At 71.9% G+C, this 26,931-nt stretch carries 16 protein-coding genes; 7 read left to right on the plus strand and 9 right to left on the minus strand.

Features of this window, described 5'->3' with window-relative positions; genetic code table 11:
• Positions 1 to 42: 42 nt before the first annotated feature.
• Positions 43 to 789, minus strand: coding sequence for an ABC transporter ATP-binding protein (locus tag OG294_RS03730; RefSeq protein ID WP_327064927.1), 747 nt, complete (start codon positions 787 to 789; stop codon positions 43 to 45).
• A gap of 181 nt (positions 790 to 970) precedes the next feature.
• Here OG294_RS03730 and OG294_RS03735 point away from each other — a divergent pair, with 181 nt between their 5' ends.
• The 3 genes from OG294_RS03735 (at position 971) to OG294_RS03745 (ending at position 3,713) form a co-directional block, all read left to right on the plus strand.
• On the plus strand, positions 971 to 2,137 hold the full coding sequence (locus OG294_RS03735; RefSeq protein ID WP_327071437.1) for a sensor histidine kinase: 1,167 nt from the start codon (positions 971 to 973) through the stop codon (positions 2,135 to 2,137).
• Positions 2,134 to 2,817, plus strand: coding sequence for a response regulator transcription factor (locus tag OG294_RS03740; RefSeq protein WP_327064928.1), 684 nt, complete (start codon positions 2,134 to 2,136; stop codon positions 2,815 to 2,817). Before OG294_RS03735 ends, OG294_RS03740 begins: the two co-directional genes overlap by 4 nt.
• Positions 2,818 to 3,002: 185 nt before the next feature.
• Positions 3,003 to 3,713: a TetR/AcrR family transcriptional regulator gene (locus OG294_RS03745; RefSeq protein ID WP_327064929.1), complete on the plus strand. Its 711-nt coding sequence runs from the start codon at positions 3,003 to 3,005 to the stop codon at positions 3,711 to 3,713.
• A gap of 49 nt (positions 3,714 to 3,762) precedes the next feature.
• Here OG294_RS03745 and OG294_RS03750 read toward each other — a convergent pair whose 3' ends face one another.
• Positions 3,763 to 4,707: a YihY/virulence factor BrkB family protein gene (locus tag OG294_RS03750; protein ID WP_327064930.1), complete on the minus strand. Its 945-nt coding sequence runs from the start codon at positions 4,705 to 4,707 to the stop codon at positions 3,763 to 3,765.
• Positions 4,708 to 4,909: 202 nt separating this feature from the next.
• Here OG294_RS03750 and OG294_RS03755 point away from each other — a divergent pair, with 202 nt between their 5' ends.
• Positions 4,910 to 5,077, plus strand: a complete 168-nt coding sequence (locus OG294_RS03755; protein WP_327064931.1) for a hydrophobic protein — start codon at positions 4,910 to 4,912, stop codon at positions 5,075 to 5,077.
• A gap of 72 nt (positions 5,078 to 5,149) precedes the next feature.
• On the plus strand, positions 5,150 to 5,473 hold the full coding sequence (locus OG294_RS03760) for a plasmid stabilization protein (protein WP_327064932.1): 324 nt from the start codon (positions 5,150 to 5,152) through the stop codon (positions 5,471 to 5,473).
• A gap of 45 nt (positions 5,474 to 5,518) precedes the next feature.
• Here OG294_RS03760 and OG294_RS03765 read toward each other — a convergent pair whose 3' ends face one another.
• The 3 genes from OG294_RS03765 to OG294_RS03775 form a co-directional block, all read right to left on the minus strand.
• Positions 5,519 to 5,788, minus strand: a complete 270-nt coding sequence (locus OG294_RS03765; RefSeq protein ID WP_327064933.1) for a CDGSH iron-sulfur domain-containing protein — start codon at positions 5,786 to 5,788, stop codon at positions 5,519 to 5,521.
• The gene (locus OG294_RS03770; RefSeq protein WP_327064934.1) at positions 5,772 to 6,425 is read right to left on the minus strand and encodes a HemK2/MTQ2 family protein methyltransferase; all 654 of its coding nucleotides are present in this window, start codon (positions 6,423 to 6,425) and stop codon (positions 5,772 to 5,774) included. Before OG294_RS03770 ends, OG294_RS03765 begins: the two co-directional genes overlap by 17 nt.
• Before the next feature lie 122 nt (positions 6,426 to 6,547).
• On the minus strand, positions 6,548 to 7,606 hold the full coding sequence (locus tag OG294_RS03775; RefSeq protein WP_327064935.1) for an iron-containing redox enzyme family protein: 1,059 nt from the start codon (positions 7,604 to 7,606) through the stop codon (positions 6,548 to 6,550).
• A 303-nt stretch (positions 7,607 to 7,909) separates the two neighbouring features.
• Here OG294_RS03775 and OG294_RS03780 point away from each other — a divergent pair, with 303 nt between their 5' ends.
• Positions 7,910 to 10,207, plus strand: a complete 2,298-nt coding sequence (locus tag OG294_RS03780; protein WP_327064936.1) for a SpoIIE family protein phosphatase — start codon at positions 7,910 to 7,912, stop codon at positions 10,205 to 10,207.
• A gap of 29 nt (positions 10,208 to 10,236) precedes the next feature.
• Here OG294_RS03780 and OG294_RS03785 read toward each other — a convergent pair whose 3' ends face one another.
• Positions 10,237 to 12,663 carry a SpoIIE family protein phosphatase gene (locus OG294_RS03785; RefSeq protein ID WP_327064937.1) on the minus strand — a complete coding sequence of 809 codons (2,427 nt, stop codon included), beginning with the start codon at positions 12,661 to 12,663 and terminating at the stop codon, positions 10,237 to 10,239.
• A gap of 104 nt (positions 12,664 to 12,767) precedes the next feature.
• Positions 12,768 to 13,676 carry a SigB/SigF/SigG family RNA polymerase sigma factor gene (locus tag OG294_RS03790; RefSeq protein ID WP_327064938.1) on the minus strand — a complete coding sequence of 303 codons (909 nt, stop codon included), beginning with the start codon at positions 13,674 to 13,676 and terminating at the stop codon, positions 12,768 to 12,770.
• A gap of 419 nt (positions 13,677 to 14,095) precedes the next feature.
• On the opposite strand from OG294_RS03790, the gene OG294_RS03795 reads away from it, so the two are divergent.
• Complete coding sequence (locus OG294_RS03795) at positions 14,096 to 15,049, plus strand: sensor histidine kinase (RefSeq protein ID WP_327064939.1); 954 nt, start codon at positions 14,096 to 14,098, stop codon at positions 15,047 to 15,049.
• Positions 15,050 to 15,183: 134 nt separating this feature from the next.
• Here OG294_RS03795 and OG294_RS03800 read toward each other — a convergent pair whose 3' ends face one another.
• Together OG294_RS03800 and OG294_RS03805 are read right to left on the minus strand one after the other, a co-directional pair.
• Entirely contained in the window at positions 15,184 to 15,909 is a 726-nt protein-coding gene (locus tag OG294_RS03800) for a hypothetical protein (protein ID WP_327064940.1), read from the minus strand.
• A complete protein-coding gene (locus OG294_RS03805) occupies positions 15,873 to 26,900 on the minus strand; it encodes a LamG-like jellyroll fold domain-containing protein (RefSeq protein ID WP_327064941.1) in 11,028 nt (3,675 codons plus the stop codon). Before OG294_RS03805 ends, OG294_RS03800 begins: the two co-directional genes overlap by 37 nt.
• Positions 26,901 to 26,931 lie beyond the last annotated feature (31 nt).

Consider the following 26,931-nt stretch of genomic DNA (forward strand, 5'->3'; position numbering starts at 1 on the left):
CGGCCTCGAGGAGGCGCCGGGGCATCGGCGGCCTGCGCAGCGTCATCCGACCGCTCCCGCCGGACGGGTCAGCCGCGCGTGGGCGGCCGGGCCGGCACCGCTGCCGCTGTTGACGACGTCCCGCGCGACCGCACCGTCCACCAACTCGATGGTGCGGTGCGCGGTGGTGGCGGCCAGTTGCACGTCGTGGGTCACCAGCACGATGGTCTGGCCCTCGGCGTTCAGGTCCAGCAGCAGCCGGCGCACGTCCTCGGCCGAGCTCGAGTCCAGCGCGCCGGTGGGCTCGTCGGCCAGCAACAACGGCGGCTTGTTCATCAGGGCCCTGGCCACCGCCACCCGCTGCCGCTGACCGCCGGACAGCCGCTGTGGACAGGCCTTGACATGCCGCTCGATACCCAGCGAGCCGAGCAGCTCGACGGCCCGGCGCTTCGCCTCACCCCTGCCCATCCCGGCCAGCTGCGCCGGAACCATGACGTTGTCCAACACGGTCAGATCGTCGAGCAGATGGAAGAACTGGAAGATCATGCCGATCGAGGCCCGGCGGTACTTCGCCGATCCGGCCTCACCGAGCTGGTCGACGCGCGTGCCGTCGACGGTGACACTGCCGCTGGAGGGCTTGTCCAAACCGGCGATCAGGTTCAGCAGCGTGGACTTCCCACTGCCGGAATGGCCGAGGATCGCCACACAATCACCGGACGCCACGGACAAGGTCACACCGGCCAGCGCGGGCGGGCCGTCATCGTATTTCTTCGTCGCCTCGCGGACGTCGATCATCGGCGCATTCGTCATGGCCACGAACCTACGAACAGAGCGTGATCCGTCGCGTCGGCCGGCGGGTGTCACCGTTCCCCAGGCCGTCGGCCCGGGGGTGTACCCCGCGTACATCCCCGGGGCGACGCACGGAGCCGACGCCGCTGAATACGATCTCCGCATGGAAGAGCTTCTCCAGCGTCTCTCGACATCGGAGCGCATGACCTGGCTGACTGACCAGGCCGTGGTGCTGGCCACCGCCTGCTTCTACGCGCTGATGCTCTGCTTGTCGATCGCTCATCCGGACCACGACGGCCTGTTCCGGTTTTTCGACCCCGGGCCCTTCCAGCTGATCGGTCTGTGCGTCGTGCTCGCCCTTCCGGTTCTGCTGATGCGCCGTCTGCCGGCGACTGTCTTCGCGGCGATCCTGGGCGAATCGATCCTCGGCGACCTCTTCGGCGTGCGGCCCTGGATCGTGTTCGTCCTGCTCCCGGTCCTGGGTGGGCACCTCGCCGTCCGGCGGCCGAAGGCTGCCGCCGTCGGCTCCGTCGCGGCCGTCGCGGCAGCGTTCGTCGAGAACATCCACGTCTACCCCGGGGAGACCCTCGGCGACGCGGCCCAGTGGGCCGGGCAGTTCGCGTTCCTGTTCGCGGTCGCGTGGGTCTTCGGAGGGGTGTATCGCAAACGCCGTGAATACCTCGGAGCCTTGCACGAGCAGACCGCGGCCCGTGCCGTCATGGCCGAACGGCTGCGGATCGCCCGCGAACTGCACGACAGCGTCGCGCACAGCATCGGGATCATCACGGTGCTGTCGGGAGCGGCGGCGCGGGTCGTGGACACCAAGCCCGAGCAGACGCGGCAGGCGCTGACCGGCATCGAGACCACCAGCCGCCAGACGCTGCTCGAGCTGCAGCGCATGCTCGGGGCGCTGCGCCGCGCCGAGCCCGACGACGCCATGCCGGGGGCCGCTCCGCTGGCGCCGGCCGGCAGCCTGGCCGATATCCCGCGGCTCGCCGAAAGCACGGCCGACGCCGGGGTGCGGGTCCACGTGGCCTGGCGGGGCGAGCGGCGTCCGCTGCCGCCGGAGATCGAGCTGTCGGCGTTCCGGATCGTCCAGGAGTCGGTGACGAACGTGGTGCGGCACTCCGGGGCGCGCACGTGCCGGGTCGCGGTCGGATACGAGCCGACAGGAGTGACGATCGAGGTGGTGGACGACGGGGACGACGGTCCCGGCGGGCCCGGCCGTCCCAGGCCCTCGGCGGCGGCCGGCGGGAGCGGCTTCGGCCTGCTCGGCATGCGCGAGCGGGTGTCGCTGCTGTCCGGCCAGTTCAGCGCGGGCCGGCGTCCGGAGGGCGGATTCCAGGTGACGGCGAGGCTCCCGGCATGAGCGTGCGGGTACTGCTGGTCGACGACCAGCCGCTGATGCTGGTCGGGCTCGGGATCCTGCTCGGCAGCACCACCGACCTGGAGGTGGTCGGCGAGGCCGGCGACGGCCGCGAGGCGGTGCGCCTGGTCCATGAGCTGCGGCCGGACGTCGTGGTGATGGACATCCGGATGCCGGACATGGACGGGATCGAGGCGACCCGGCAGGCGACCGCCGAGCCGGACCCGCCCAAGGTGCTGGTGCTGACGACCTTCGACGACGACGAGTACGTCTACGGCGCTCTGCGCGCCGGCGCCAGCGGATTCCTGCTCAAGAGCATGGCCCTGGACGCGATCCTGGACGCGATCCGCGTGGTGGCGGCCGGCGACGCGTTGATCGCGCCGAGCGTGACCCGACGGCTGATCGCGGACTTCGCCGGAACGTCCGGCCCCGCGGCCCCCGCACCGGACACCGAGCCCGCCGCGGACTCATGTCTCATCGCCGGGATCACCGACCGGGAGCGCGAGGTGCTGGCACTGGTCGGACAGGGACTGTCGAACGGTGAGATAGCCGAGCGGTTGGTGATCAGCGCGGCGACGGCGAAGACGCATGTCGCGCGGCTGTTCGCCAAGCTCGAGGCCCGGGACCGCGTCCACCTGGCGATCATCGCCTTCGAGAACGGACTCACGCCGGGCAGGCGGTAGGGCAGGGTGAGAAGAACGATCGCCGACCACGCGGAGCACAGCGGCAGCTCGGTGGGGGTGGCACGAGCGAACGAACGCTGTTCTACAGTCACGAAGATCATTCGACAGGGGAACGGCGATCGCGCCGATGCGAGCGGGATTCGTCGGCACGGAACAGGGTTCGTTCGAGGCGATATGCTCGGCGCATGGTATCGACTCCCCAGCAGCGCCGCGCGGCGCGGCACCACCAGCCCGTCCCCGAGGCGAAGGCGCCGGCGCGGGGACGGCGCACGACGCCGATCACGGTGGACGCCGTCGTCGGGGCCGCGCTCGACATCGTGGCGCGGGAGGGCTACGAGGCCCTGACCATGCGGCGGGTGGCCACCGCCCTGGAGACCGGGCCGGCCTCGCTGTACGCGCACGTGGTCAACAAGGAGGACCTGGACGAGCTGCTCATCGGCCGCCTGTGCGCCGAGATCGTCCTGCCCGAGCCGGACCCCGCCGCCTGGCGGGAGCAGATCACCGGCGTGTGCACCCAGATCCGCGACCAGTACCTGCGCTACCCCGGCATCTCCCGCGCCGCGCTCGCCGCCGTCCCCACCAACCAGGACACGCTGCGGCTGGCCGAGGGCATGCTCGCCATCCTGCTCGCGGGCGGCATCGCGCCGCAGACCGCCGCCTGGGGCATCGATTCCCTGACGCTCTACATCAACGCCTACACGCTGGAGATCTCGCTGCTCAGCCGCTCCGGCAGCGCGTGGGCCGACAGCCGGGCCGACCTGCTCGACCGGTTCGCCGACCTGCCCGACAGCTTCCCGCAGACCAAGCGCTACGCCGCCGAACTCACCTCGGGGGCCGGCCACGAACGCTTCGACTTCACCATCGGGCTGATGCTCGACGGCCTGGCACGCGGCTGAGCTCTGCTTCTCCGGCCGGGAGGCTGAGCCCTTCTCCGGCCGAGGCGGTCTACCGGCGGAACCAGCTGCGGACCCGTTGCTCCGGGTGCCGTTCCTCCTGTTCGGCGATGGCCGCCAGGACGGCGCGGTCGGCGCCGGTCAGCGGCGGCGGGTAGAGGCTGCGCGGCCACAGGCGCCGGGCCAGCACCACGTTCAGCTCGGCGGCGTACATGGTGATCCAGGCTCCCAGGTAGAGCCAGGCGAGCAGGCCGAGCACCGTCCCGAACAGGCCGTACACCGCGGTCGTGTGCCGCAGTTGGTGGGCCACCAGCAGACCGCCGCTCAGCTGGAGCGCGGTCCACAGCGGCCCGGCGGCCAGCGCCCCCGGGAGCAGCGAGCGCCGCGGGATCTCCCGCGGGGTCAGGATCCGGAAGCAGCCCAGGTAGAGGCCGATGTTCAGGGCGACCGACGCCAGCACGCCCAGCACCCGGCCGGCCCAGCCGCCGGTCACCTCGCCCAGCACCGCCGCGGCGCCGGTGCTGAGCAGCAGTCCGACCGCCAGCACGACGAACAGCAGCACCCCGCGGCCCAGCCGGGGCAGGAAGCCCGGGCGCCGCACCCCTGGCACCGCCCACACCTGCGCCATCGCGAACTGGAGCACCTGCGCGACACCGAGCGCGCCGTACGACAGCCCGAGCAGGCCGATCGCCAGGCCGAGCCCGCTGCCGCTCAGCGAGTGGATGTTCTGGTGCAGTTGGGTGCCGATGATCGGGAAATCGCCCAGCGCGGAGTTCAGGACCGCCCGCTGCGCCCCGGGATTGTCGTGCAGCGCATAGCCCAGGCCGGTGGTGAAGAGCAGCAGCAGCGGGAAGACGGCGGTGAACGCGTAGTAGGCGATCAGCGCGCTGAGCAGGCCGCCGCGGTCGTCACCGAACTTGCGGACCAGCGCCACGGCGAACGCGCTCGCCCGGTGCCGCCGTTGCAGGCGGTCGACCCGGTGCAGGACTCGTGCCACAGCGTTCATCGTCGCCCACCCGGATGCCTGATGCGCATGGCGAACGGTTACCCGCTGTCCGGCGCTTCATCCCGCCCGGCGCGACACCGGCGCGTGAACGCCCCGGGCGCCGAGCGGCCGGCCGGGATCGGCCGCTCGGGCCACGCGGTCGGGTTAGCCCGGCGCGACCTGGGCAGACGCGTTCCCGAGGAGGTGACACCCCATGATTCTCCTGATCGTTCTGCTCCTGGCCCTCGTCCTCGGCGGCCTCGGGTTCGCCGTCCATGTGCTGTGGTGGATCGCCCTCGTGGTCCTGGTGCTCTGGCTGCTCGGCTTCGTCTTCCGCAGCCCGACCAGCTCCGGCAGCCGCGGGCGCTGGTACCGATGGTGAGACCGCGTCCCGACCGCCCCACCCCTCGAACAACCCGCACTGCCGGCGGACACGGCAGAACAGGAGGCCGACATGCCACGCGGATCGAGCCCGAAGCGCGAACGGCAGTACGAGCACATCAAGGAGAGCGCGCTGGACCGCGGTGAGAGCACCGCGCGCGCGGAGGAGATCGCGGCCCGCACCGTGAACAAGGAGCGGGCCCGGCACGGCGAGTCGAGGACGGCGAGCCGGTCCTCGCTGCACGACATCTCCTCCGGCCGCCGCGGCGGCCTGCGCTCGCACGCGGGCGCGCAGGGGCCGACCAAGGACCAGCTCTACAACGAGGCCAGGCAACGGAACATCAAGGGCCGCTCGAAGATGAGCAAGGGCGAACTCGCCCACGCGCTCGGCCGCTAGGTGTTCTGTCCCGTGAGGTTGGACGCGGCCGGCGGGACAGAACACCTAGGTGTCCCCGCGCGTCCGGCGCGGGGGCGGCTCGGCCGCCGACTCCTCGGTCACCGCCGGCGCGGCTCTCCCGTGCCGGCGGTGGCTGGTGTCGCAGAGCGGGTAGCACCGGCTGCGGTGGCAGGTGCAGAGCGCGACCACCGGCCGGTCGCAGCGCACCGCCTGTCCGTCGGGCAGCACGATCTCCACCGGGCCCTCCAGCAGGATCGGCCCGCGTCCGGCCGGCAGCCGCACCAGGCGCGACTCGCGCTCACGCGGGGCGGACACCGCGGATCACCACCAGAAGCTCCTCCCGCTCATCCGCACCGATCACGCCGCTCGCCTCGAACCAGCGGGCGCGGGCGGTCATCACCGGGCCGAAGGCCTGTCGCCGGGTGGCCACCACCGCCGTGTCGAGCCCGGCCCGCCGCAGAGCGGCCAGCGTCCGGTCGGGGCGGGCCAGCGAGGACTGCACGACGAGCAGCATCCCGCCGGGGGCGAGCAGCCGCGGGGCCAGCCGGCAGATCCGGTCCAGCACCAGCCGGCCGTCCGGCCCGGCGTCCCAGCTGCGGGCGATGCCGCGCCTGGGGGCGGCCGGCTCCGGGGCGGGTACGTAGGGGGGATTGGCGACGATCAGGTCGAAGCGGGCGCGGGCGACCGGACGGACCAGGTCACCGCGGCGCACCCGGATGCGCAGCCCGTTCAGCCGGGCGTTCGCCCAGGCCGTGGCCAGCGCCAGCCGGGAGAGGTCCACCGCGGTGACCTCCGCACCCAGCGTGGCCGCCGCGAGCGCCACCGCGCCGCTCCCGGTGCCGAGGTCCAGCAGTCGGCAACCGGCCGGCGGGTGGTGTCGCCACAGGGTTTCGATCAGCAGCTCGGTGTCGCCTTGCGCCGGATAGACACCGGGTGGTGTGAGCAGCAGCATGCCGTGCGCCTGCCCACATCCGGCAGGCCGACCCGTCGGATCCGGCGCGGATTCGACGGCCGCGCCTGCCGGTGGGAACAGCGGTCGGCATACCCGCAGCAGGACGGAGGATCCTCGGACCGTCACCGTGCCACCCCGTCGACCCCATCGACCCCGGCGGTGGCGCCGGGCGCGTCGTCCAGCGGGACGCGCAGGGAGCTGCGCCGCCCGTTCCAGCAGCCGAGCAGGTGCCCGCCCAGGCGCTCCTCGACGGCCCCCGTGGCGGCGATCCCGAAGGCGATCCCCGCCGCCAGTTCGGGCTCCGCGGCGACGAGCGGGGCGATCACGGTGTGCCGGACCAACTGTTCGTGCACCGCGTCGGCGGTGATGTGCTCGCGGTAGAAGAGCGTCCCGGCGGGCGAGGCTCCGAGCTGGGCGAAGGCCTGGGCGAGCCGGGCCGCGCCCGGTGAGGAGGTGATCTCCAGAGTGGCGAACTGGCCGATCAGGGCGGCCCGCAGCGATCGGTGCAGGCCGAACATCGACTGGAGGTTGACCGCCGCCAGGCCGGGCGCCGGGACCGCGTCCAGGTAGTGTCCGTAGGCCGGATCCAGGCCGAAGTCCGCCATCATCTCGGCGAACAGCACGGCGTGCGCCCGCTCGGGACGCCCGGCGCCGTACTCGTCGAACTGGATCGTCATCAGCGCGCCCTTGACGGGGTGCGGCAGCCGGGGCACCACCCACAGCTGCGGGTCGGCCTCCTTCAGGTGGTAGAGCGAGCGGTGGACCAGGAATTCGCGCGCCTGCCAGCGCTGTCCGTCGGCCAGCAGCCGGTACGAGGGCCCGTCCGCCCCCGCCGGCTCGACCAGCAGGTCGGACAGCGCCCGGTCCAGCGGTGGCGGCTCGCCGACGGCCTCGCACAGCGCACCGAGGAACGCGTGTTCGAGCTGGGCGCGCAGGGCCAGCAGCGCCGGGTGCCACTCCCAGGCGGCATGCACGCCGGCGAAACCGAGGTAGTGCAGCTCGTAGCAGGTGTAGAGGGCGAGCTGCAGGTCCTCGCCCCACGGGTCGAGGCCCGCGGGGGCGGCCGGGACGCTGTCGGTGCGCGGCGGCCGGCGCAGCGTGTCGAGCAGCGCCGCACCGAGCGGACCGCGGGCTGTGGGCAGCGCGGGCGCAGCGGTGAAGGCGCTGAGGGTGGTGGACATGGGCCGGTCACCTGCCTCGGGGACGGAGTTCCGGGGTGCAGAGCAGGTACTGCCGCCGACGCGCGGTACGCACCGGTGCGGTGGTCATGTCGCCTGCTGGACCGACGCCGCCCGTACGCCGACGCTCAGGGGCGGCTGCCCACCCGGGCGTCGCCGAAACCCGCCCGGGCCTCGCGCCCGCTGCGTTGCCGTGGCCCTTGACGGGAGCGAGGCTCGGACGGGAGGGTGCGGGAGCGGAGCGGCCGCGTCCACGGCGTCCGGGACGGATGTCCCCCAGCTTTCGGCCCCGACGTCAGGAGAGCGATGACGAGCGAACCGGAGGACGGCGCGGAGCCGGCCGGCCCGGTCACCCGCCCCACCGACGAGCTGCGGGGCCCGCGGGAGCGCAGGACCCGGCAGCAGCAGCTCGACCTCGCCACCGGTCTGCTGATGGCCCGGCTGGGCCTGGCTCCGGCGGAGGCGCTGGAGCAGCTGGCGGCGGTCGCCGAGGCCACCGGGCAGCGGCCCGAGGAGGTGGCCGCCGACCTGCTGCACGGCTCGGACAGCCCCCCGGTCGGCGCCGCCGCGGCCCGGGAGCCCGCGCTGCCGCAGGCTGCCGAGGAGGCCGACGCCGGGGACGGCCCGGACGCCCGGGAGGGGTCGGAGGCCGCAGCGGACGCAGTTGCCGGGGAGGACCTGGACGAGCTGGCCGAGGCCCTGCTGCGCGACGGTCTGGCACCGCTGGGTGCCTGTGGGGTGCTGGTCTGGCGCCAGGTGGCGTCGGACTGTCTGGAGCTGGTGGGCGGTGCCGGGCACAGCCGGCTGGAGCGGGCGCACTGGCAGCTGGTGTCCCCGCTGTGGGACGGGCCGCTGCGACGGGCGTTCGCCACCGGCACCGCGCTGTGGCTGGCCGACGGCCCCGCCGCCGGCCAGCGCCTGCCCGGCCCGGACCGGCACGCCGCCCGGGCGGTGCTGCCGCTGCACGGCGAGCAGGGGCTGCCGGTGGGCGTCGCCGCGGTCTGCTGGCCGGGGCCGACCAGGCTGGACGGGGAGGTGCGGGGGCAGCTCGCCTCGCTGGTCGAGGTCGCCGCCCACGTGCTCGCCGCCCGGGAGCGCCGGGCGGAGTTCCGCACCAGCGCGCAACTGCCCCGCCCGGTGCTGACCTCGCTGCTCGACCTGCTGGCCCACCCGGCGATCCTGCTGCACCGGCCCGCCGCGGGCGCGGGCCCGGTGGTGGAGCACGCGAACCGCACCGCCCGGCGGATCTGCTCCGGTTGTGCCCCCAGCGCGCTGGAGCAGGCGCTGCCCTACGCCCACGTGCCGCTCTCCGAGCTGCTGGAGCGCGCACTGGAGAACCAGACCCCGCAGACCGCGCCCCAGGTGCCGGCCGAGCACCACCCCGGCGAGCCGGGCACCCTGGTCAACGTGCGGGTGCTGCCGGTGGGCCCGGAGCACGCCGCCGTCCTGTGGCACTCCGGCACCCTGGAGCACAGCTTCTCGGTGCTGCGGGTGGCGGGCGGCCTGGGCGGCCTGGGCGCCTTCGAGGACGACCTGACCACCGGGACGAGCCGGTGGAGCGAGCACGCGTTCACCTTCTTCGGCCTGCCCGAGGACGCCGACCCGGTCCCGCTGAGCGGACTCGCGCGGCTCGTGGATCCGGCCGACGCGGACGAACTGACCACGGCGATCACCCGGTTGATCCGCCGCCAGGACGAGGTGAAGCTGGTGGTCCGCGCCCGGCGGGCGCAGGGCGGCGTGCGCCGGGTGCAGATCGTGGCGGAGCCGCTGCTCACCCACGGCACGCTGACCGGGATCACCGGGATCTTCCAGGACGTGACCGGCCAGTACCACACCGAGGCGGCACTGGCGGCGACCTTCGACCGGCTCACCGACGTCCAGGAACAGGCCGACACCCGCCACCGGCTCGCGCTGCAAATGCAGCAGGCGATCGTGCCGGAGATGCCGGAGCCGCAGCGGCTGCCCGGACTGGAGGTGGCCGCCCGCTACCGGCCCGCCGCCCAGGAGTACCGGGTGGGCGGCGACTGGTACGACGTGCTGCCGCTGCCCGGGGACCGGGTGATGGTCGCGGTCGGGGACCTCGCGGGCCACGGTATCGAGGCGGCCACCGGCATGGTCGCGCTGCGCAACGCGCTGCGCGGGCTGGCGGTGACCGGCGAGTCGCCCGCGCGCCTGCTGCACTGGCTCAACGAGCTGACCCTGCGCACCGGCGGACACCTCACCGCGACCGCGCTCTGCGCGATCTTCGAGCCCGGCACCCGGCGGCTGACCTGGTCGAGCGCCGGCCACCTGCCACCGCTGCTGCTGCGCGAGGGCCGGGCCCGGCTGCTGGAGTCGGACCGCAACGTGCTGCTCGGTGCCGCCGCGGACGTCGCCTACCGCGAGACCAGCACCACGCTGCGCGCCCAGGACACGCTCGTGCTCTACACCGACGGGCTGGTCGAGCGGCGGGGCGCCGACCTGCGGCAGAGCCTCGCCCTGCTGGGCCGGGCCGCACAGGACCTCGCCGGGAACGAGCTCGGCGACCTGGCCGACCGGCTGCTCGCCCAGGCCACCGGAGACACCGAGGACGACACCAGCCTGATCGCGCTGCGGATCCGGTGAGGCGGGCGGGGCTCCAGGTCGGCCGGTGGTCAGCCGGTGGTCAGCCGCACCCCGAGCAGGCAGCTGTCGTCGCGCGGGTTGGGCGCCTCCAAGCGGCGCAGGATGTGGTCGAGGCAGCCGTCGAGGGAGGTTCCCGGGTACTCCGACGCCGCCTCGCGCAGTCGCGCGGCGCCGCTGCCGGGGTGCCGGTCGGGCCGCTCCACCAGGCCGTCGGTGTAGAGCAACAGGGTGGCACCCGGGGGCAGTTCCAGCGTCGTCGCGCCGTACTCGGCCTCGGGCACCGCGCCCAGCAGCAGCCCGGTGGGCGCCGCGTCGAACCGCGCGCTGCCGTCGCCGGCCAGCAGCAGCGGCGGCGGGTGGCCGGCCCGGGCCCAGGTGAAGGTGCGGGCCGCCGGGTCGAGCCGGCCGCAGACGGCGGTGGCGACGTAGTCGAAGCGCTGCTGCAGCATCATCCGGTTGAGCAGCGCGAGCAGGGCCCCGGGCGCCGCGCCGGTGCAGGCCAGCCCGCGCAGTGCGTAACGCAGCTGACCCATCCCCGCGGCGGCGGGCAGGCCGTGTCCCGAGACGTCCCCGACCACCACCAGTGCGCTGCCGTCCGGGAGCGCGAACAGGTCGTACCAGTCGCCGCCCACCTTGGTCTCCTGCTCGGCCGGCAGGTAGCGGGCCGCGTACTCCAGGCCCGGCACGGCCGGGGCGCGCGGCGCCGCGAGCAGGACGTGCTGCAGGGCGCGGATCACCCGGTGCTCGGCCACCGACCGGCGGCGCCGCTCGGCCAGTTCCGTGCGGTCCGCGGCCGAGTCCCGCTCGGCCGCCCGCTGGGCGGTGACGTCCTGGGCCACGCCGTGCACCTCGGTGACCGGGGCCGCGCCGCCCCCGTTGCTCTCCGCCGCCACCCGCAGTTCGCGCAGCCCGCCGTCCGGTCGGCGGATCCGCAGGTCCAGCTCGGCCTTGCCGCACCTGTCGAGCAGTCGCCGCGCCGCCTGCCGCAGGGCCGGCCGGTCGCCCTCCAGCACCGCCTCCTCGATCTCGGACGCCTTCAGGGGTGTGCCGCCGGGCCGGCCGAGCACTGCGTCCGCGAAGCCTGCGGAGCAGGCCAGCGCGGTGTCACCGGCGTGCCAGTGCCAGGTGCCCAGCCGCGCGAACTCCCAGGCCTGCGCCAGCTGCCGCTCCGCCCGGCGCTGGGCGTCGTACGAGCGCCAGGTGAGCAGCAGCCCGTTCGGCAGCGGCATCGCCCGCAGGGTCAGGCTGCTGGCGTGCGGCGTGCCGTCGACCACCTCGACCAGGGGGTCGAGCTCCTGCTCGTACGGTTCGCCCCTGCTGTGGGCCCGCAGCAGCCCGGCCAGCGCGCCGCTGGTGATCAGGCCGGGGTACAGCTCGGTGAGCCGGCCCCCGGCCAGCTCGGCCGCCGTGCGACCGGCCAGGTCCACGGTGGCCGGGTTGGCATGGGCCACCCCGAAGTCGACCACCCGCCCGTCCGCCGCCCGCAGCGGCGTCAGGAGCAGGGCCGGTGCGGTGAGGGAGTCGAGCACCGTCCGTGACCACCGCTCCCCCGGGCCGGCGACGTCCGCGGGGCGGCCCGCGGCGCACCGCGCCAGCTCGTCGGCGCAGAGCTGGGCGACGGCGCGCAGGTACCGCTCGGTGTCGGGCCCGGACCGGAAGTGCTCCGGCCAGCCGATGCCGAGCACACCGATCGCCCGGTCGCCGGCACGCAGCGCCAGCGCGCAGACCGAGGCCCCCGGGATCACCGGGTCGTCGCCGGGCCCGGCCCACACCGGGCCGGGCTCGCGCAGGGCCCGGGCCATCGGCACCGTGGTGGCCGGCGGAATCCGGCGCCACTGGCCGGCCCGCCGCGAGGTCAGGCCGTGCCCGGCCACCAGGCGCAGCGCGCCGTCCGGCTCGGTCACCGCCAGCACCACCGCGCTCGCCCCCAGCGGTGCGACCGCCACCTCGCCGACCGCGCGGGCCAGCTGCCGCTCGTCGGTGGCGGCGGCGAGGGCCGCGGCCGCCAGGTGGTAGCGGGTCGCGCCGGTGGCGTCCAGCTGCCGTCGGCGGGCCGGTGCGGGGGCGGGCGGCCGCGCCGATGGGCCCGCGGGCGGTGGGTCCGCAGGCAGTGGGGAGCCTGCCGGTGGGGGCCCGGCCGGTGGGTCCGCGGGCGGTCGGTGCCCGGTCGACTGCGGCTCGACTGGCTGCGGCCCGACTGGCTGCGGCCCGGTGGGCGGGCCCGGGGCGGCCTGGCCGAGCAGCTCGGCGGCCAGCTCCGCCACCTTGCGATTGCTCTGCTGCGAGTGGTCGGAGAGCCAGTCGAAGGCCTCCTGCGGCGAGACGCCGAGCCGCTCCACCAGCAGGCCCTTGGCCTGCTCGATGACCGCCCGGGTCCGCATCGCCCGGCGCAGCCCGGTCACCTCCTGCCGCAGACGGTCGACGACCTCGCGCAGTTCCGCTTCGGCCCGGTCCATCGCCGCCTCCACCGATCGGGTTTCGACAGGTCTCAGCGTAGGACGGGTGGGCCCGGCGGATCCTGCCGAGCGTGGTCCAGCAGGAAGGCCCGCGTGGAACTCCGCTACCCCTGCGTGAGCTGCTCGCGCAGGCCGCCCAGGGTGGCGGCGAGCAGGCGGGAGACGTGCATCTGGGAGATGCCCAGCCGCTGGGCGATCTCGCTCTGCGTGCAGTCGCCCCAGAAGCGGAGCAGCAGGATGGTGCGCTCGCGCTGCGGCAGACGGGCCAGCAGCGGGCGGACCGCGATCCGGAACTCGACCAGGTCCAGGCGTTGGTCCAGGACGCCGATCCGGTCGAGCAGCGAGCTGCCGAAGGGGTCGTCGTCGCCCTCGTGCAGCGCGTCCAGCGAGTCCGTCCGGCTCACCAGGGCGGCTGCCTGGCCGGCCAGGACCTCGCACTCGTCGAGGCCCAGCGACTCGGCGATCTCCTCGACCCGCGGCGCACGGCCCAACCGCTGCTCCAGCTGGTCCGAGCCGCGGATCACCGCCAGGTAGAGCTCCTGCACACTGCGCGGCACCCGCACCGGCCAGGAGGTGTCCCGGAAGTAGCGCTTCATCTCGCCGGAGATGGTGGGGATCGCATAGGTCGGGAACTCGACGCCACGGTCGAGGTCGTAGCCGTCCACCGCCTTGATCAGACCGACGGTGCCGACCTGGACGAGGTCCTGGAACTCCTCGCAGCGGTGCCGGAACCTCGTGGCGACGAAGCGGACCAGCGGCATGTTCAGTTCGATGACCGTGCCGCGCACGTAGCTGTAGTCGGCCGTCCCCGGCGTGAGCGCCGCCAGCCGGCGGAAGAGGGAATCGCTCAGCCCGCGGGCCTCGGTCTTGCCCATCGCCCGCAGCTCCCGGCGGGTGGGGCGGATGGGCAGCGGCGATTCGCCCGCGGCGTGATCGCTGCTCGCCGTCGACACGGTGGGCGTGCTGGGCGTGGTGCGGGAATGGAGCGGTGCCTGGACCGGCACGGTCCTCATCTCCTGGGCGTGACGGAGTCGCTCCCCCGGTGGGCCGGTCGACGACGACCATGACCCGGGGGGACGGGAACCTCCGCCCGGCTGCTTCAGGCGATGGGAGACGCCGCGGACGTGCCGCGCCGTCTTGGAACCCCTACCCGGGTGACCGGGCTTGAACCCTGGGGCGATCACCCCGTCACCGCACCCGCACATCTCCTCGCCGGACCGCGGGTGTGGCGGCGCGGGGCGCGGGCAGACGTGCGCCGAAACGGGAGGGTGCGATGCGCAGGGCCGGGCTGGAGTGGTACCGCTGTCGCGACGAGGCAGGGCCGGTCGCACCGGTGAGCGCGCCCGGCGCGGCACCGGCGCCGTCAACCAGTCCCCGTACCAGGCCTCTTGTAGGATCAAGGTCATGAGCACAGGGTCGTGGAGATGACGGCGTGAACGAGAGCGTGGCCGCCCGGCCGGCCACCGGACCCTTTGTGCATCCGGCCCTGTTCTACCGGACCACCGAGGGCTACCTCCGCGCTGTCGGCGACTTCGCGCGCCGCGCCCTGGAAGCCGCGGAGCCCTGCTTCATCGCCGTCCCCGGCCTACGGGTGGCGGCGCTGCGCTCGGCTCTGGGCGACGTTGCCGCGGAGGTCGAGTTCGCCGACATGACCGTCCTGGGGCGCAATCCCGGACGGATCCTGGCCGCGCTGCAGGGCTTCGCCGACCGCCACCCCGACCGGCCGGTGCGGATCGTCGGCGAGCCGATCTGGGCGGGCCGCAGCCGCGCGGAGATCCTCGAGGCCACCCGGCACGAAGCCCTGATCAACACCGCCTTCGCCCGGCGCGGCGCGACCATCCTGTGCCCCTACGACCTCACCGCGCTGCATGCGGCCGTCGTCGGCGACGCCCGCCGCACCCACCCGACCGTCATCGAGGACGGCACGGACCTCCCGAGCCTGCACTACACCGACCCGGCCGTGGTCTGTGCCGACTGCGACCAGCCGCTGCCCGAACCGGAGCCCGCCGGGGTGATGCGAGTGGCCTACAGCGGTGGCGAGTTGGCCGCCGTGCGCCACCGGGCCGACAGCTGGGCCCGGAGCACGGCGCTGCGGCCCGCGCGCCGGGACGACCTCGTGCTCGCGATCGGCGAGGCCGTCGCCAACTCGGTCGCCCACGGCGGCGGGAGCGGAGTGCTGCGCCTGTGGACCCGTGGCGACGGCGCCGCCGTGGCCGAGATCCACGACGCCGGGCAGCTGAGCGACCCACTGGCCGGCCGCAGCCGCCCCTCGCTCACCTCCGGCAACGGCGGCCGGGGCCTGTGGATGATCCACCAGCTCTGCGACCTCGTCGAGATCCGCGCCACGCCGACCGGCCTAACCCTGCGCCTGCACGTCTGCGCCTGATCCCCCCTGACCGCCGCGTTCAGTGGCCCTGGACAGAGCTGACGGCCAGGAACAACGAGTAGGGGCCCCACCAGGCGGTGGGGCCCCTACTCGTCACAACAGGTCAGACCACAGCGATGGGCTCAGCCCGGGCTTCAGCCGATGGCGAAGGCCTGAAGTGCTGACGAGAGCTCGCCGCTGTATTCATCGCAGGCAGCAGCCAGCCGACGACCAGCGTCCGAACCGAGCAGATCATCACCCAGCGAATCAACAAGAACGGACTCGTGGCACGCACCTTCGATCTCAAGGTTTCTGGTGCCGAAGTAGCCCAGCCGATACGCGCGAAAACGGTCATCGACGCCGGCGAGATAGCTCTCGCGGTGCGCCTCTCCAGCAACCACGGTCAATGAGCCTTCCAGCTGCGAGTCGAGATAGAAGGCCATCTCCCGCGCCAGGCCAACGAGCCTGTCAGTTTGCTCCTCACTCATTTCTCCCAGTGATTCACTGAGCATGAGCCAGCCGTTGATGGCCTCCAGCTGGAAGCTCTCAGAGAATTCCGGCTCAATCTGAGACTCGAACAACGGCGCACTCACGAGCTCAGCGACCGCATGGTCGATGTTCTCGTTGACCTCACCATCCAGTTGCGCAGCCCCTGCACGGAACAGCGACCCGAGCAGCGAGGTCTCCACGCCCCATTCCAAGGGCATTTCGATTGTGAGCAGAGGCGCCTGCAGCCTGCGCAGGGCGAGGTACGCAGCCTGATAACGCTGGCGTCGGCTCATAGCACTGATCTGAGCCGACAAGGCTCCGTCTTCCCGCCAGTCCAACTGACCCGTCATTTCACTCACCGGTAGCCCATCGTCGCCAAGAAATTGGTCCATGCCTCGTGGTTTCTCCAGACATACATGGACTGCCCAGGTATCTTCGCCTTGGTGCCGCTTGTGATCGGCCCCACCATTTCTCCACCCACTTGACTGAGGAAGTCTTCGCAACCGTCCGGTGCACAGGCATTGCGCGATACGCCACCAGCCACTGGGGTCAGATCGTTCGACGCCATGTAGTGGACGGCTGTCGCCTCCGCGTGTGCTCCTTCCATGTTGGCTGCGACCTCGATGTCCTTACGTCCCAGTGATTCGATGTAGTTCAGCTGCGCCTTTTCAAGCCCGCGGCCAGCGCCGGTGACCACGTGCACCAGTGAACCGTCAGCTCGGCGGGCAGTTGTCACCGCCGTCGTCCTGAACACATCACGCGCAAACGCACTCGGGATCTGCATGTGGATGTCATCGGCCAACTTCTTGGCCCTTGCTGCGGTTTCCTCCAGATCGCAGTTGTGGACAAGGACCGGCGTCGATCCCGCCTGCACATAGTACGTGTGAAGGTCACCGATGGTGAGGTCGTACGTCGTGGTGTTGGCGTGGAACAGGTGGACGTCGGTGACCTGGGCGGTGCCGGTGGGCGTCTGGAGGACGTCTCCGGCGTGCAGGTCCTGGGCGTCGACGAAGGCCGAGCGGGTCTCGTCGTAGAAGGGGTGGTGGAAGGTGGTGTGCAGGGTTCCGCCGCCGGCGGCGATCGCCGGGTCGGTGGTGTCCGTGCTCTCGGTGGTGCTGCTCGTCGGGGCCGACGAGACGGTCTGGGCGGCCGGGGTGGCCGCGGTGGCGGGCTGGGGGTTGAGGCCGAGCAGGCTGGTGGCGGCGGCGATGGACGCGGCCAGGGTGAGGCCGGCGCGGTGCCGCAGCTTGGTGCTCAGCGAGCCGTTGTCCTGCTTGGCCGGGGCGGCCTCGGTGGTGTGGGTCGGGGTGGCCGTCTCCTTGGTGGTCGTGCCGGGGTGGAGCGGGGTGACCGTGACGTCGGCGAAGTCGTGGTCGGTGGTGGTGACGATGACGTTGGTGACGGTGTGGCTCTGCGTCCCGTCCTTGCCCGGAACACCGTTGGTGATCTGGTCACCGATCTTGATCTGGTCGATCCGCTTGGTCGTGCCGTTGGCCATCAGCACCGGTGTGGCGCCGGTGAAGCTGTGCGTGAGGCAGCTGTCCGCGGCGGACTTGGCGCCCTGGGCCTCGGCCTCGTGGGCCGCCTGTGCGGTCACGTCCTCGGTCGCGCTGTCCGCGGCCGAGGTTGCTCCCTTGCCGAACAGTCCGCCCACGGCTTCCATCGCCTTGGGCGCGACCTTGCCGAGCACCGCGCCACCGAGCTCACCGAGCGCGCCACCCGCGGCGCCCTCGACCGCGCCCTCGACCGCGGTCTTGCCGAACGCGCTGACGCTGCAGGCCGAGCCGCCCTTCTGGGCGCACTTGAAGCCCTGGTTGACCAGGTTCCCGGCCGCACCCGCGGCCGCGGCGCAGCCGATGGTGCCGACGCCCGCGGTCACGGCCTCGCAGCCGGCGAAGACCGCGGTCGAGACCACGAACGAGGTGATCGCAGCAGCGTGGTGCTTGACGAACTTCGCTGCCGTCTTGGCGGCGGAGACCGTCGCGTGGTATGCGGTCCGGGTGGCCCGGTAGGCCACGCCCACCGCCTTGCTGGCAGCGTGCACGACCCGCTTCGCGGCCTGCTTGACCACGTGGTACGCCTGTTTCACCACATGGACGGCCGCGTGGTAGACGCGTCTGACGGTCCGTACGGCATAGCGGTGGACCTGTTGGACGTAGTGGTAGGCGCGATGGTAGGCGTCGCTGACGTGGTGGTACGCCGACCTGGCGGCGCTGGCCGTGGCATGCGCCACGTACGACACCCCGGAGCTGACGGCGTGGTAGCCGCTGGAGACCGCCGAGCTGACCGCGTGGTACCCGCTGGAGACCGCGGAGGCGGCCTCGTGGTACCCGCTCGACACGTCATGCGCGATCGCGTGGCCGACCTTGCAGAGCACGGCCGGTCCCCAGCAGTTCCCGGACGGGTCGCCCGCGGACAGCGGGTTGTCGGCGACGTACGCGAACGGGTTCGCCGCCGCCGAGTTCGGTACCGCGTTGAGCGAGACGGTGTCCTTGTTCAGGAACTCGCCCGTGCGCGGGTTGTACCAGCGCGATGCGGTGCCGACCAGGTTGGTCGAGTTCTCCGTCCAGCCGGACTGGAAGCCCAGGTGGCCGGCGAGGTTGCTGCCGCTCACCACGCTGCCCAGCGGGTCGTAGGTGGCGGAGGTGGCCAGGGTGGTCGCGGTCGGCGCGAAGGTGCCCACCACGTCGTTGTGCTGGTCGAGCATCGCCAGTTGGCCGGTCGAGGTCGACGTGGCCCCGGCGTTGTTCATCCCGACGAGCGAGTCCCCGTCGTCGTACGTGTAGGTGTAGTCACCGTCCGATGCGATGACGTTGCCCACACCCGAGTACTGGAAGGTACGGGTCGCGCCGCCACCGAGGGTCGTGTCGGTGATGTTCCGGCCGGTCGCGTCGTGGGTGTACGACTGCGTACCCGCCACCACCTGCTGGCCATAGGCGTCCGACGACATCGCGGTGCTGCCCGCGGCGGTGATGTCGTGGGTCATCGTGCCGCGCGCCGCGTAGGTGTACGTGTGCACACCGTCGGAGGTCAGCTGGTCACGTGCGTCGTACGTGAAGACGTTGGAGCCGGACTGGATCCGGTTGCCCGAAGCGTCGTACGCGTACGGCGTGTTGGTGGTGCCGTTGTTCCACGAGGTGAGCCGGTTGGCCCAGTCGTAGGTGTAGGTGTTGTTGGCGGCTCCCGCGACCCCGGCGGTGTTCTTCGAGGTCAGGTTGTTGTTGTTGTCGTAGCCGTAGGCGATGGAGGCGAGGGTCGTCGTCCCCTTCGCCAGGGTGTCCGAGGACAGGCGGTGCAGGTTGTCGTAGCCGTAGGTCCGCACGTCGCCGAGCGTGCCGTAGGAGATCGACGAGACCTGGTTCAGGTTGTTGTAGCCGTAGGTGAGTTGGGTGCCCGTCGCCGGGTCGTTGACCGACTGCAGACGCCCGGCCGAGTCGTAGCCGTAGCCGGTGGTCCCGGCCGCGTCCGTCCGGGAGGTCAGCTGCCCCGCGCCGTTGTAGGCGAAGGAGGACGCCCCGGCCGAACCCGAGGCCGTCAGCAGCGAGCCGCGGTCGTTGTAGGTGAACGCCTCGTTCGTCGCCGTCTGGTAGTCCGGGTTGCCCATGGTGCCGGCGACAGCCGTGCCGGCGGTCAGCACCCGGCCCGCGTTGTCGTAGGTGAACGAGCGCGACGCCGTCGCCGCCTCCGCGCCGGTGCCCGATGCCGAGAGCAGCTGGTCGAGCTTGTCGTAGCCGAAGGACAGCGACACTCCGCCCGGCAGCGTCTGGGAGGTCGCCCGCCCGTCCGCGTCGTAGGCGTAGGTCGTGGTGGAGTCCGAGGCCGCGGTGTAGACGGCCGTGGCCGGCTCCTGCTCCGAGGCCAGCTGCCCCCGCGGCGTGTACGTGTACAGCCACGAGTTGTTGCGCCCGTCGGTGTACCGGGTGCGCTGGCCCGCCGCGTCATAGCCGAACGACGTGGTGATCGACGAGGTCGCCGAGACCGGCTGGACCTCCTGCGTCACCATGTTGCTCGCGTCGTAGGTCAGCTGCGAGGTGTGGCCGTTGGCGTCCGTGACCGCGGTCGCGTTGCCGTTGCCGTCGTAGACCGCGGAGGTCTGCGTCAGCAGGTTGTTGTTGGCGTCGAACTGCTTGTGGTCGGCCGGCAGGCCGGCCGCCGTGTAGTCGGTCCAGCCGTACGTTCCGTCGGCCGCCGTCGTCTTGTAGGGGCGACCCTCGAAGTCGTAGGCGGACGTGGTGGTGTTGTTCGCGGCGTCGGTGACGCTGGTCTGCTCGCCGAGCCGGTTGTAGCCGTAGGAGGTGCTCACCCCGGTGGCACTGGTCTGCGAGGAGAGGAAGGCGCCGTACGGATTGCCGGGCGTCACCGCGTAGGACTGGGTGCTGGTGAGCGTCTGGGTGGACGGGTACCGCTCCAGCTGTGTGCCGGTGACGGTACGGCCCAGCCAGTCGTAGGTGGCCTGGGTGACCGCGCCGGTCCCGTCGGTCACCGACAGCTTCTCGCCATTGGTGTCGTAGACGCTGTGCACCGTGCTGTTGTCCGCCGCCGTGACCTGGGCCACGTCGCCGAGCTGGGTGTACTGGACCTGCGTGGTCTCCCCGCCGGGGCGGGTGGTGGACAGCACGTTGCCTTCGGCGTCGTACGTCCAGCTGCTCTGCCCGCCCACCGGGCTGGTCGCACCCGGCGGCGTGTAGTTCGGCAGGGTCTGGGAGACCTTCTGGCCGTCGGCGTCGTAGGCGGTGGTGGTCTCGTTCCCGTTCGGGTCGAGCTCCTCCACGGCCTCACCGAAGGTGTTGAAGCCGCTGGTGGTCACCGGGTGGGCGGTCACCGAGGTGCCGCCGACCGCCTCCACGGGCACGGCCGGGGCCGTGGTGACCGCGAGGTTGCCCGCCTCGTCGTAGGTGTACTGCGTGGTGTTGCCGTTCGGGTCGGTGACCGAGGCCGGCATGCCGCGCTTGTCGTAGGTCCAGTTCGTGGTCTGGGTGTTGGACGACCCGACAGTGCCGCCGTTGCGGCCGTTGGTGTAGAGCGTCTGGGCCTCGGTGGCACTGACCGCTCGCTGGTAGACCTGGACGTTCGAGACCTGGCCGTTGGCGATGTCGAACGTGCCGTTGTTCGGCGTCTTGGAGGCGCCGATGGTCAGCCCGCCGGTACCGCTCCACGGACTCGGGTTGTTCCCGGTCGCGGCCAGCGAGCCGTTGACGTACAGGCTCATCGTGCCGGTCGACGAGTCGAAGGTGCCGACCAGGTGCGTCCACGTGTTCAGCGCGGCCGAGGACGTGTGCGCCGAGTAGTACGCGCTGGGGCTCGTCGCGTCCGAGCTGTTCGCGATGAACGCCCAGCCGCCGAACGCCTTGGAGTACTGGAGGTAGAACGACGGGACGTTGGTGCCCGCCTGGGTGACGAAGGAGTGGTAGGCGGTGTTGTCGGCGAGGTTCACCCACGCGGAAACGGTGTACGACGACGCGGTGTTGAGCACCGGACCGTTGGTGGAGATGGTGCCACCGCTGCCGTCGAAGTTGGCGGCTCCGCCGGACCAGGTGACCTTGCCCGAGGCCGCGGCGGAGTAGCCGTTGCCGGAGGCGTCGGTCACCGTGCTGCCCGAGGTCTGGTTCAGCGGCCACCAGCCCGCGGGGTGACCGGAGGAGTCACCGTAGAGCGTCTGCGACGTCGGGTTGCCCATCGGGTCGTAGGTGCTGCTGGTGGTGCGGTCGTAGCCCGAGGAGTCGGTCTGCCGCGAGGTGGCCACCAGGTCGTCCGGGGTGTAGGAGACCTGGGTGACCCGGTCGGCCCCGGTCGGATCCATGGTGGTGCTCGTCACCCGGGAGGCGGCGTCCACCTGGTACTGCGTCACCGTGGCGCCGTTGTTGGACGTCTTCTGGGTCAGGTTGCCCACGGCGTCGTAGGTGTTGGACTCCAGCTGGAAGGAGTTCTTGCCGGTCGAGTCCGTCTTGGTGGTCGTGGCCAGCAGGCCGTTGTCGGTGTAGGTGTAGGAGGTGGTGTTGCCCATCGAGTCCGTGATCGAGGCCAGGCGGCCCGCCGGGTCGTAGGCGCGGGAGGACTCCACCAGGTTGGTCGCGGCCGAGGGGTTGACCGGGTCACCGGTGTACCCGTTCAGGGTCTGCGTCAGCAGGTGGCCGTTCGAGTCGTACTGGTAGGTGGTGGTGACGTTGGTCGGGCCGACCTCCTTGACCTTCTCGCCCATCGCGTCGTACGCGTACGTCGTGGTGCCGCCGTTGGTGGCACCGGAGACGTTGCCGTTCGCGTCGGTGCGCGACTGCACGTGGTCGTACGCGTCGTACACGCTGGTCTCGGTGCGCGGGGCGTCACCACCGGTGGTGTCCGCGACGGTCTGCGAAGTGACGTCGCCGTCGTAGTCGAAGACCGTGCTGACCTGGGAGGTGTGCACCGCTCCGGTGACCCGGTCGGTGAGCGCGGGGTTGGCCTCCTGCGTCACCTGGCCGTCGCCGTCGTAGACGTACGAGGTCTGCAAGCCGTTCGGGTAGGTGTCCGAGACCACGGACTTGGTCAGCACCCGGCCCAGCGCGTCGTAGGTGTACTTGGTGACCAGGCCGTTCGGGTTCGTGGTGGAGGCCACGTCGCCGTTGTGGAAGTAGGAGACCTGGTTGACCGCGCCGCCGGGCGAAGTGGTCGACATCGGCAGGCCCTTGGGCACGTTGCCGCTGTCCGCCGCCGGGTAGGTGGCGGTGCCGTCCGCGTACACCGTGCTGGTGGTGCGACCGCTCGGGAAGCCGGGCACCGCCGGGGTGGTGACGCCCAGCTCGTTGCCGGACCCGTCATAGCTGAACGACGTCAGGTAGGTGTTGTCCGTCGCGGAGGCCGAACGGCCGTCCCGCGAGGTCAGCATGATGTCGTTGCGCGGGTCCGCCGTGGTCAGCTGTGCGGTGGTGTCGTCCGGGTAGTAGGTGAAGTACTGGGTCGCGCAGGTATTGGTCTGCTGGTTCTGGCAGCTGGTGACGGAGACGGCGTTGCCGCGCGGGTCGTGACCGGTACGGCTCATCACGCCGTTCGGGTCGGTGACCGTGCTCTGGAAGCCGCCGGAGTCGTAGCCGTAGCTGACGGTGTTCCCCAGGCCGTCGGTCTGGGACAGCGCCCGGTTCCCGTTGACCACGTCGAACCGGGTGGTCTCCGTGGTGTTCTTCGGGTCGGTGACCACGACCGTCTTCACCGGCAGCAGACCGGTCGAGTTCTTGCCGGCCGCGAAGTGGTTCGCGTCGTCCTGTGCGGACAGCGCGGTGGTGTGGAAGGCGACCTCGGCGATGGAGCCGGGGAAGTAGCCCAGGGTGTTGGTCGGGTGGTTCGGCCAGCCGCCGCCGCTCTCACCGGCACCGATGTAGGTGTAGTTGGTGGCGTCGCCGAGCAGGTTGGCGGTGGTGCTGCCGACCTTCGTCCCGTCCAGGTACAGCGCCTGGCCGCCGGTGGCCTGCGCGGCGAGCAGCACGTGGTGCCACTTGCCGTCGTTGACGCCGCTCGGCGAGTTCATCTCGCCGCCGGTGCCGTTGGTGTCCCAGAACTTGCCGTACAGCTTGCCGTCGGTGCCGACGTACAGGGCGGGCGTCCAGTTGCCGCCGGTGGGGTTGCCACCGGTCAGCGTCTGGCCCATCTGGTCGTACAGCACACCGCCGGCGGTGTTGCCCGCGGGCATGTCGAACCACATCTCGACCGAGCCGGGCGAGGTGCTCACCCGGTCGGTGGCGGGCAGTTGGACGAAGGAGGAGCTGCCGTTGAACGAGGCCGCGGTGTTGTCCGAGAACGGCCCGGCGGCGCCGAGGGTGACACCGCTGTACGTGGCCGTGCCGCCGCGCACCTCGTCGGTGGCCGAGGCCGAGCCGGCCGGGTCGCCGAGGCGCCAGTAGTCCTTCGGGGCGTTGCCCAGCACCGCGCCGCGGTAGGTCCGGGAGGAGCCGGCCACCGTCGGGGCGCCGACCTTCCAGACGCCACCGTTCTCGTCCGTCACCTGGGTGACCGCGGTGGTCGCCGGGTCGTAGCCGACGCCGACGAGCGCCTTGCCGGACGGACGGGTGACGCTGCTCAGCAGGCTGGCCGGGTGGGTGCCGTACTGGTAGAGCGAGTTGACGTCGGCCGACACCAACGGGCGGTTGTACCAGGCCACGTCGGCGATCGAGCCGTTGAAGTAGCTGACCGTGGCGTTGCCGGTGTTGGGCTGGTCCGGCCAGCTGCCGCCGAGGTAGCCGGCGCCGATGTAGTTGTAGGGCTGGTTGGCGCCGAAGGCCACCGCGCTCTGGATGGAGACGGTGCCCGACAGCGTCCCGACCCGGTTGTTGTCCAGGAACAGGGTCTGCGCGTTGCCGGCGGCCGACATCACGATGTGGTGCCACTTGCCGTCGGTGACCGCCGCGCTGCTGGTCAGCGGGGCGACGCCGCCGCTGTACCAGAACTCGGCGTTCAGCTTGCCGTCCGCGCCGACGTAGATCGACGGCGTGTAGTAGCCGGAGGTGCTGCCCGCGGAGATCGGCGTGGAGGTGTAGGAGTACAGCACGCCGGGGCCGGCCGAGGTCTTGAACCACAGCGACAGCGCACCGGAGTTGGTGGCGTTGCCGGTGTTGTTGGGCAGTGCCACGGAGGAGGAGCTGCCGTTGAAGCCGGCCACCGTCGCGGTGGAGCCGGCCAGCGGGCCGCCCGTCTGGCCGAGCGTCACGTTGCTGTACGTGGCGTTGCTGTTGCCCTCGTTGGCCAGGACGGCGTCAGTGGCCGTGCTGCCGGAGGCCTCCGACAGCGGCCAGTAGTTCTGTGCGCCCAGGTCCATCGTGGCGTTCTGGTACTGCGAGCCGGAGCCGTAGCCGTAGCTGGCGCAGTGCACCGCGTCGGTGGGCCGGCACAGCGAGGTGAGCTGGTCGCCGGTGTAGGTGTACGTCCAGGTCAGCGCACCCGAGCTGCCGAGCGGGTCGGTGGCGACGGTGGCCACGTGGGCGGCGTTCGCACCGCTCGGGGTCGCCCAGGTCAGGTGCAGGGCACGCCCGGAGACCTGGGAGGTCATGGTGGTGACCTGGCTGCCGGACCAGGTGTACGTGATGGCCCGGTTGTTGGCGTCGGCGATGGACGACACGCCGTAGCCGCCGGAGCCCAGCGACTGGGTGTAGGTGTAGACGGTGTCGTTCTTGTCGGTGAGCGTGTAGCCGCCGGTCACCGACTTGAGGGTGGCGAAGCGGCCGGCGGGCGGGCTGAAGCTCCCGTCGCCGTTCCTGCCGAAGCCGACCTGCGAGCCGTCGGGGTAGGTGACGACGACGCCGGTCAGCGCGCCCGAGGTGTTGTACTGCTCGGTGGCGCGGGAGTCGAAGACGCTCGACCAGCCGGCGCCGAAGGCACCGGTGTAGCGCGGGTCACGGGAGTTGTAGTCGCGCACCACCTCCAGCGGCGGGCCCGCGGTGGAGACGTCGGCGTCGGTGTCGGAGGTGGTGTAGTTGCCGATCGACGCGTCGAAGCCGTGCTCACTGCTGTTCTGCGACAGGCTGGAGGTGATCAGCGGCTGCGGCACCTGGATGTTCAGCGCGTACAGGCCGTTCGACGGCGACCAGGTGGAGGCGTCGTAGGACCGCACCTGCCAGTAGTAGGTCTTGCCCCAGGACAGCTTGCCCGCCGGGACGACCCAGTCACCGGTGGAGATCTGGCCCGAGTCGGCGACCGTGGCGTTGGTGTTGTCGTAGACCGTGAAGTCGTACTTCAGCGTGCTGCTGGCACCGGTCGAGTTCGCACCGGCCGACCAGGCGGTGAGCTCGGGGGTGGTGGTGTAGGCGGCCGCGTTGTTGTTGGGGTACTGCTCGTACACCTGCGGGCCGGCGTTGCCGGTGTAGGTGACCTGCATGTACGGGCCCTTGTTCGGGTCCATGAAGGAGCCGAACTTCTTCCAGTGCAGCGCGTCGTTGGTGGCGGCGTAGACCGCCAGGCCGAAGTCCGGGGTGGTCCCGTTCATCCAGCCCTGCAGCGCCGAGGTGGAGAGCGGGACCTGCACCCAGTCACCGACGGCGGGGTTCGCCGAGGTGTTGGTGCAGGCGTTGTGGAGCGTCGGCGCGGCGTTGCCGATCGAGGCGCCGAAGCTGGGGCCGGGGTAGGCGGACACCTGGCTCGGCGTCCAGGCCTGGGTCACCTGCGCGACGTCGAGCCGCGCGGGAGCGCCGCAGTAGGAGGACCAGGTGTCGAACAGGTTCAGCGTGGCCGAGGTGACCGTGACGCCCGAGCCGTCCCAGCTCTGGTCCCAGTGGTTGATGAAGGCGTTGGCCTTGGTGGTGCCGGAGTCGTAGGAGCCGATCTTCAGGAACTGCTCGTACGAGTGGTCGCCGGTGTTGCCGTCCTCCGCGTAGGCGGTGGTCCAGCCGTCGGTGACGGTCGGGTCGACGGTGACCGGGAACTGACGGTCCGGGCTGTGCAGCCAGTTCGCGTCGAGGGTCACCTGCAGCGCGGGGCCGCCGGCGGTGCTGACCAGCTGGTAGCGCACGGCGTTGGTGCTCGCCGCATCGCCCGAGCGCGGGTCGACCTTGGAGTCCCAGGCGTAGGCCTGCGGGATCTGCTCGACGGTCTTGCCGCCGGCATCCGTCAGCGCGATGGAGCCGTCCGCCTGCTGGTGCGGCGTCAGGCCGTCCAGCGTCAGCGGGAAGGTCCAGGAGTTGCCCGCCTGCGCCGAGCGCAGCACGATCGACTCCTTGAGGCCGGTCGGCGTCGTGGTCAGCGTCAGGTCGGTGCCGGGCAGGATCTCCGGGTAGCTGACGTCCGAGCCGTCCGCGGTGCCCGCGACCGGGGCCGCGCCCTGGAGCCCGTAGCTCAGCGCGTGGCCGCCGGCGACCTTGAAGGAGGCGAGGGAGGAGTCGGCCGCCTTGGCGGCGAAGTCCACCGCGAGGGAGTTGGCCTTCTCGTGGTAGCGGCCGTCACCGGCCGCGCCGTCCAGGCTGGTGTCGATCTTCTGCCAAGTGCCGTTGGCGTCCTGGTAGTTGATCGGGCTCTGGGAGATGTCGCGGGTGACGGAACCGTCGGCGTTGTCGAAGGCGTCCGTGGTCCGGGAGGACTTGGCCGCGTCCCGCTTGCTGGTCTGCGCGTTGTACCCGGTCCGGGTGGCGCTGGCGCCCTGCGCGGTCCGGTGCTGGTAGGGCGCGTAGTCGTCGAGCTGGTCCGGGGCCTTGCCCGGCGCGTGGCCCGCCCCGCCAGGCGCGCGGGTCGAACCGGCGTCCGCGCGGTGGTCACGGCCGGCGGCCGAGCCGCCGATCTGCCGGGGTGTGGGCCCCCAGTGCTCCTGCGGCGGGCCGTCGAACCAGCCCATCATATCGGCCCAACTGGGCAGGCTCAGAGCCGGGAAGCCGCGTTCGGCGGCTCCGGCGGTGGCTATGCCGCCATTGGTGGCGAGTGTCACGACCAGCATGACTGTCAGCAGTCTGACCAGAGGGCGGAAT

The sequence above is a fragment of the Kitasatospora sp. NBC_01302 genome, assembly GCF_035976515.1.
GTDB lineage: Bacteria > Actinomycetota > Actinomycetes > Streptomycetales > Streptomycetaceae > Kitasatospora.

Coding starts and splice junctions, on each gene's coding strand:
- OG294_RS03730 (WP_327064927.1), bottom strand. CDS start 789: ATGACGAATGCGCCGATGATCGACGTCCGCGAGGCGACGAAGAAATAC.
- OG294_RS03735 (WP_327071437.1), top strand. CDS start 971: ATGACCTGGCTGACTGACCAGGCCGTGGTGCTGGCCACCGCCTGCTTC.
- OG294_RS03740 (WP_327064928.1), top strand. CDS start 2,134: ATGAGCGTGCGGGTACTGCTGGTCGACGACCAGCCGCTGATGCTGGTC.
- OG294_RS03745 (WP_327064929.1), top strand. CDS start 3,003: ATGGTATCGACTCCCCAGCAGCGCCGCGCGGCGCGGCACCACCAGCCC.
- OG294_RS03755 (WP_327064931.1), top strand. CDS start 4,910: ATGATTCTCCTGATCGTTCTGCTCCTGGCCCTCGTCCTCGGCGGCCTC.
- OG294_RS03760 (WP_327064932.1), top strand. CDS start 5,150: ATGCCACGCGGATCGAGCCCGAAGCGCGAACGGCAGTACGAGCACATC.
- OG294_RS03770 (WP_327064934.1), bottom strand. CDS start 6,425: ATGCTGCTGCTCACACCACCCGGTGTCTATCCGGCGCAAGGCGACACC.
- OG294_RS03775 (WP_327064935.1), bottom strand. CDS start 7,606: ATGTCCACCACCCTCAGCGCCTTCACCGCTGCGCCCGCGCTGCCCACA.
- OG294_RS03780 (WP_327064936.1), top strand. CDS start 7,910: ATGACGAGCGAACCGGAGGACGGCGCGGAGCCGGCCGGCCCGGTCACC.
- OG294_RS03785 (WP_327064937.1), bottom strand. CDS start 12,663: ATGGACCGGGCCGAAGCGGAACTGCGCGAGGTCGTCGACCGTCTGCGG.
- OG294_RS03790 (WP_327064938.1), bottom strand. CDS start 13,676: ATGAGGACCGTGCCGGTCCAGGCACCGCTCCATTCCCGCACCACGCCC.
- OG294_RS03800 (WP_327064940.1), bottom strand. CDS start 15,909: ATGGACCAATTTCTTGGCGACGATGGGCTACCGGTGAGTGAAATGACG.
- OG294_RS03805 (WP_327064941.1), bottom strand. CDS start 26,900: ATGCTGGTCGTGACACTCGCCACCAATGGCGGCATAGCCACCGCCGGA.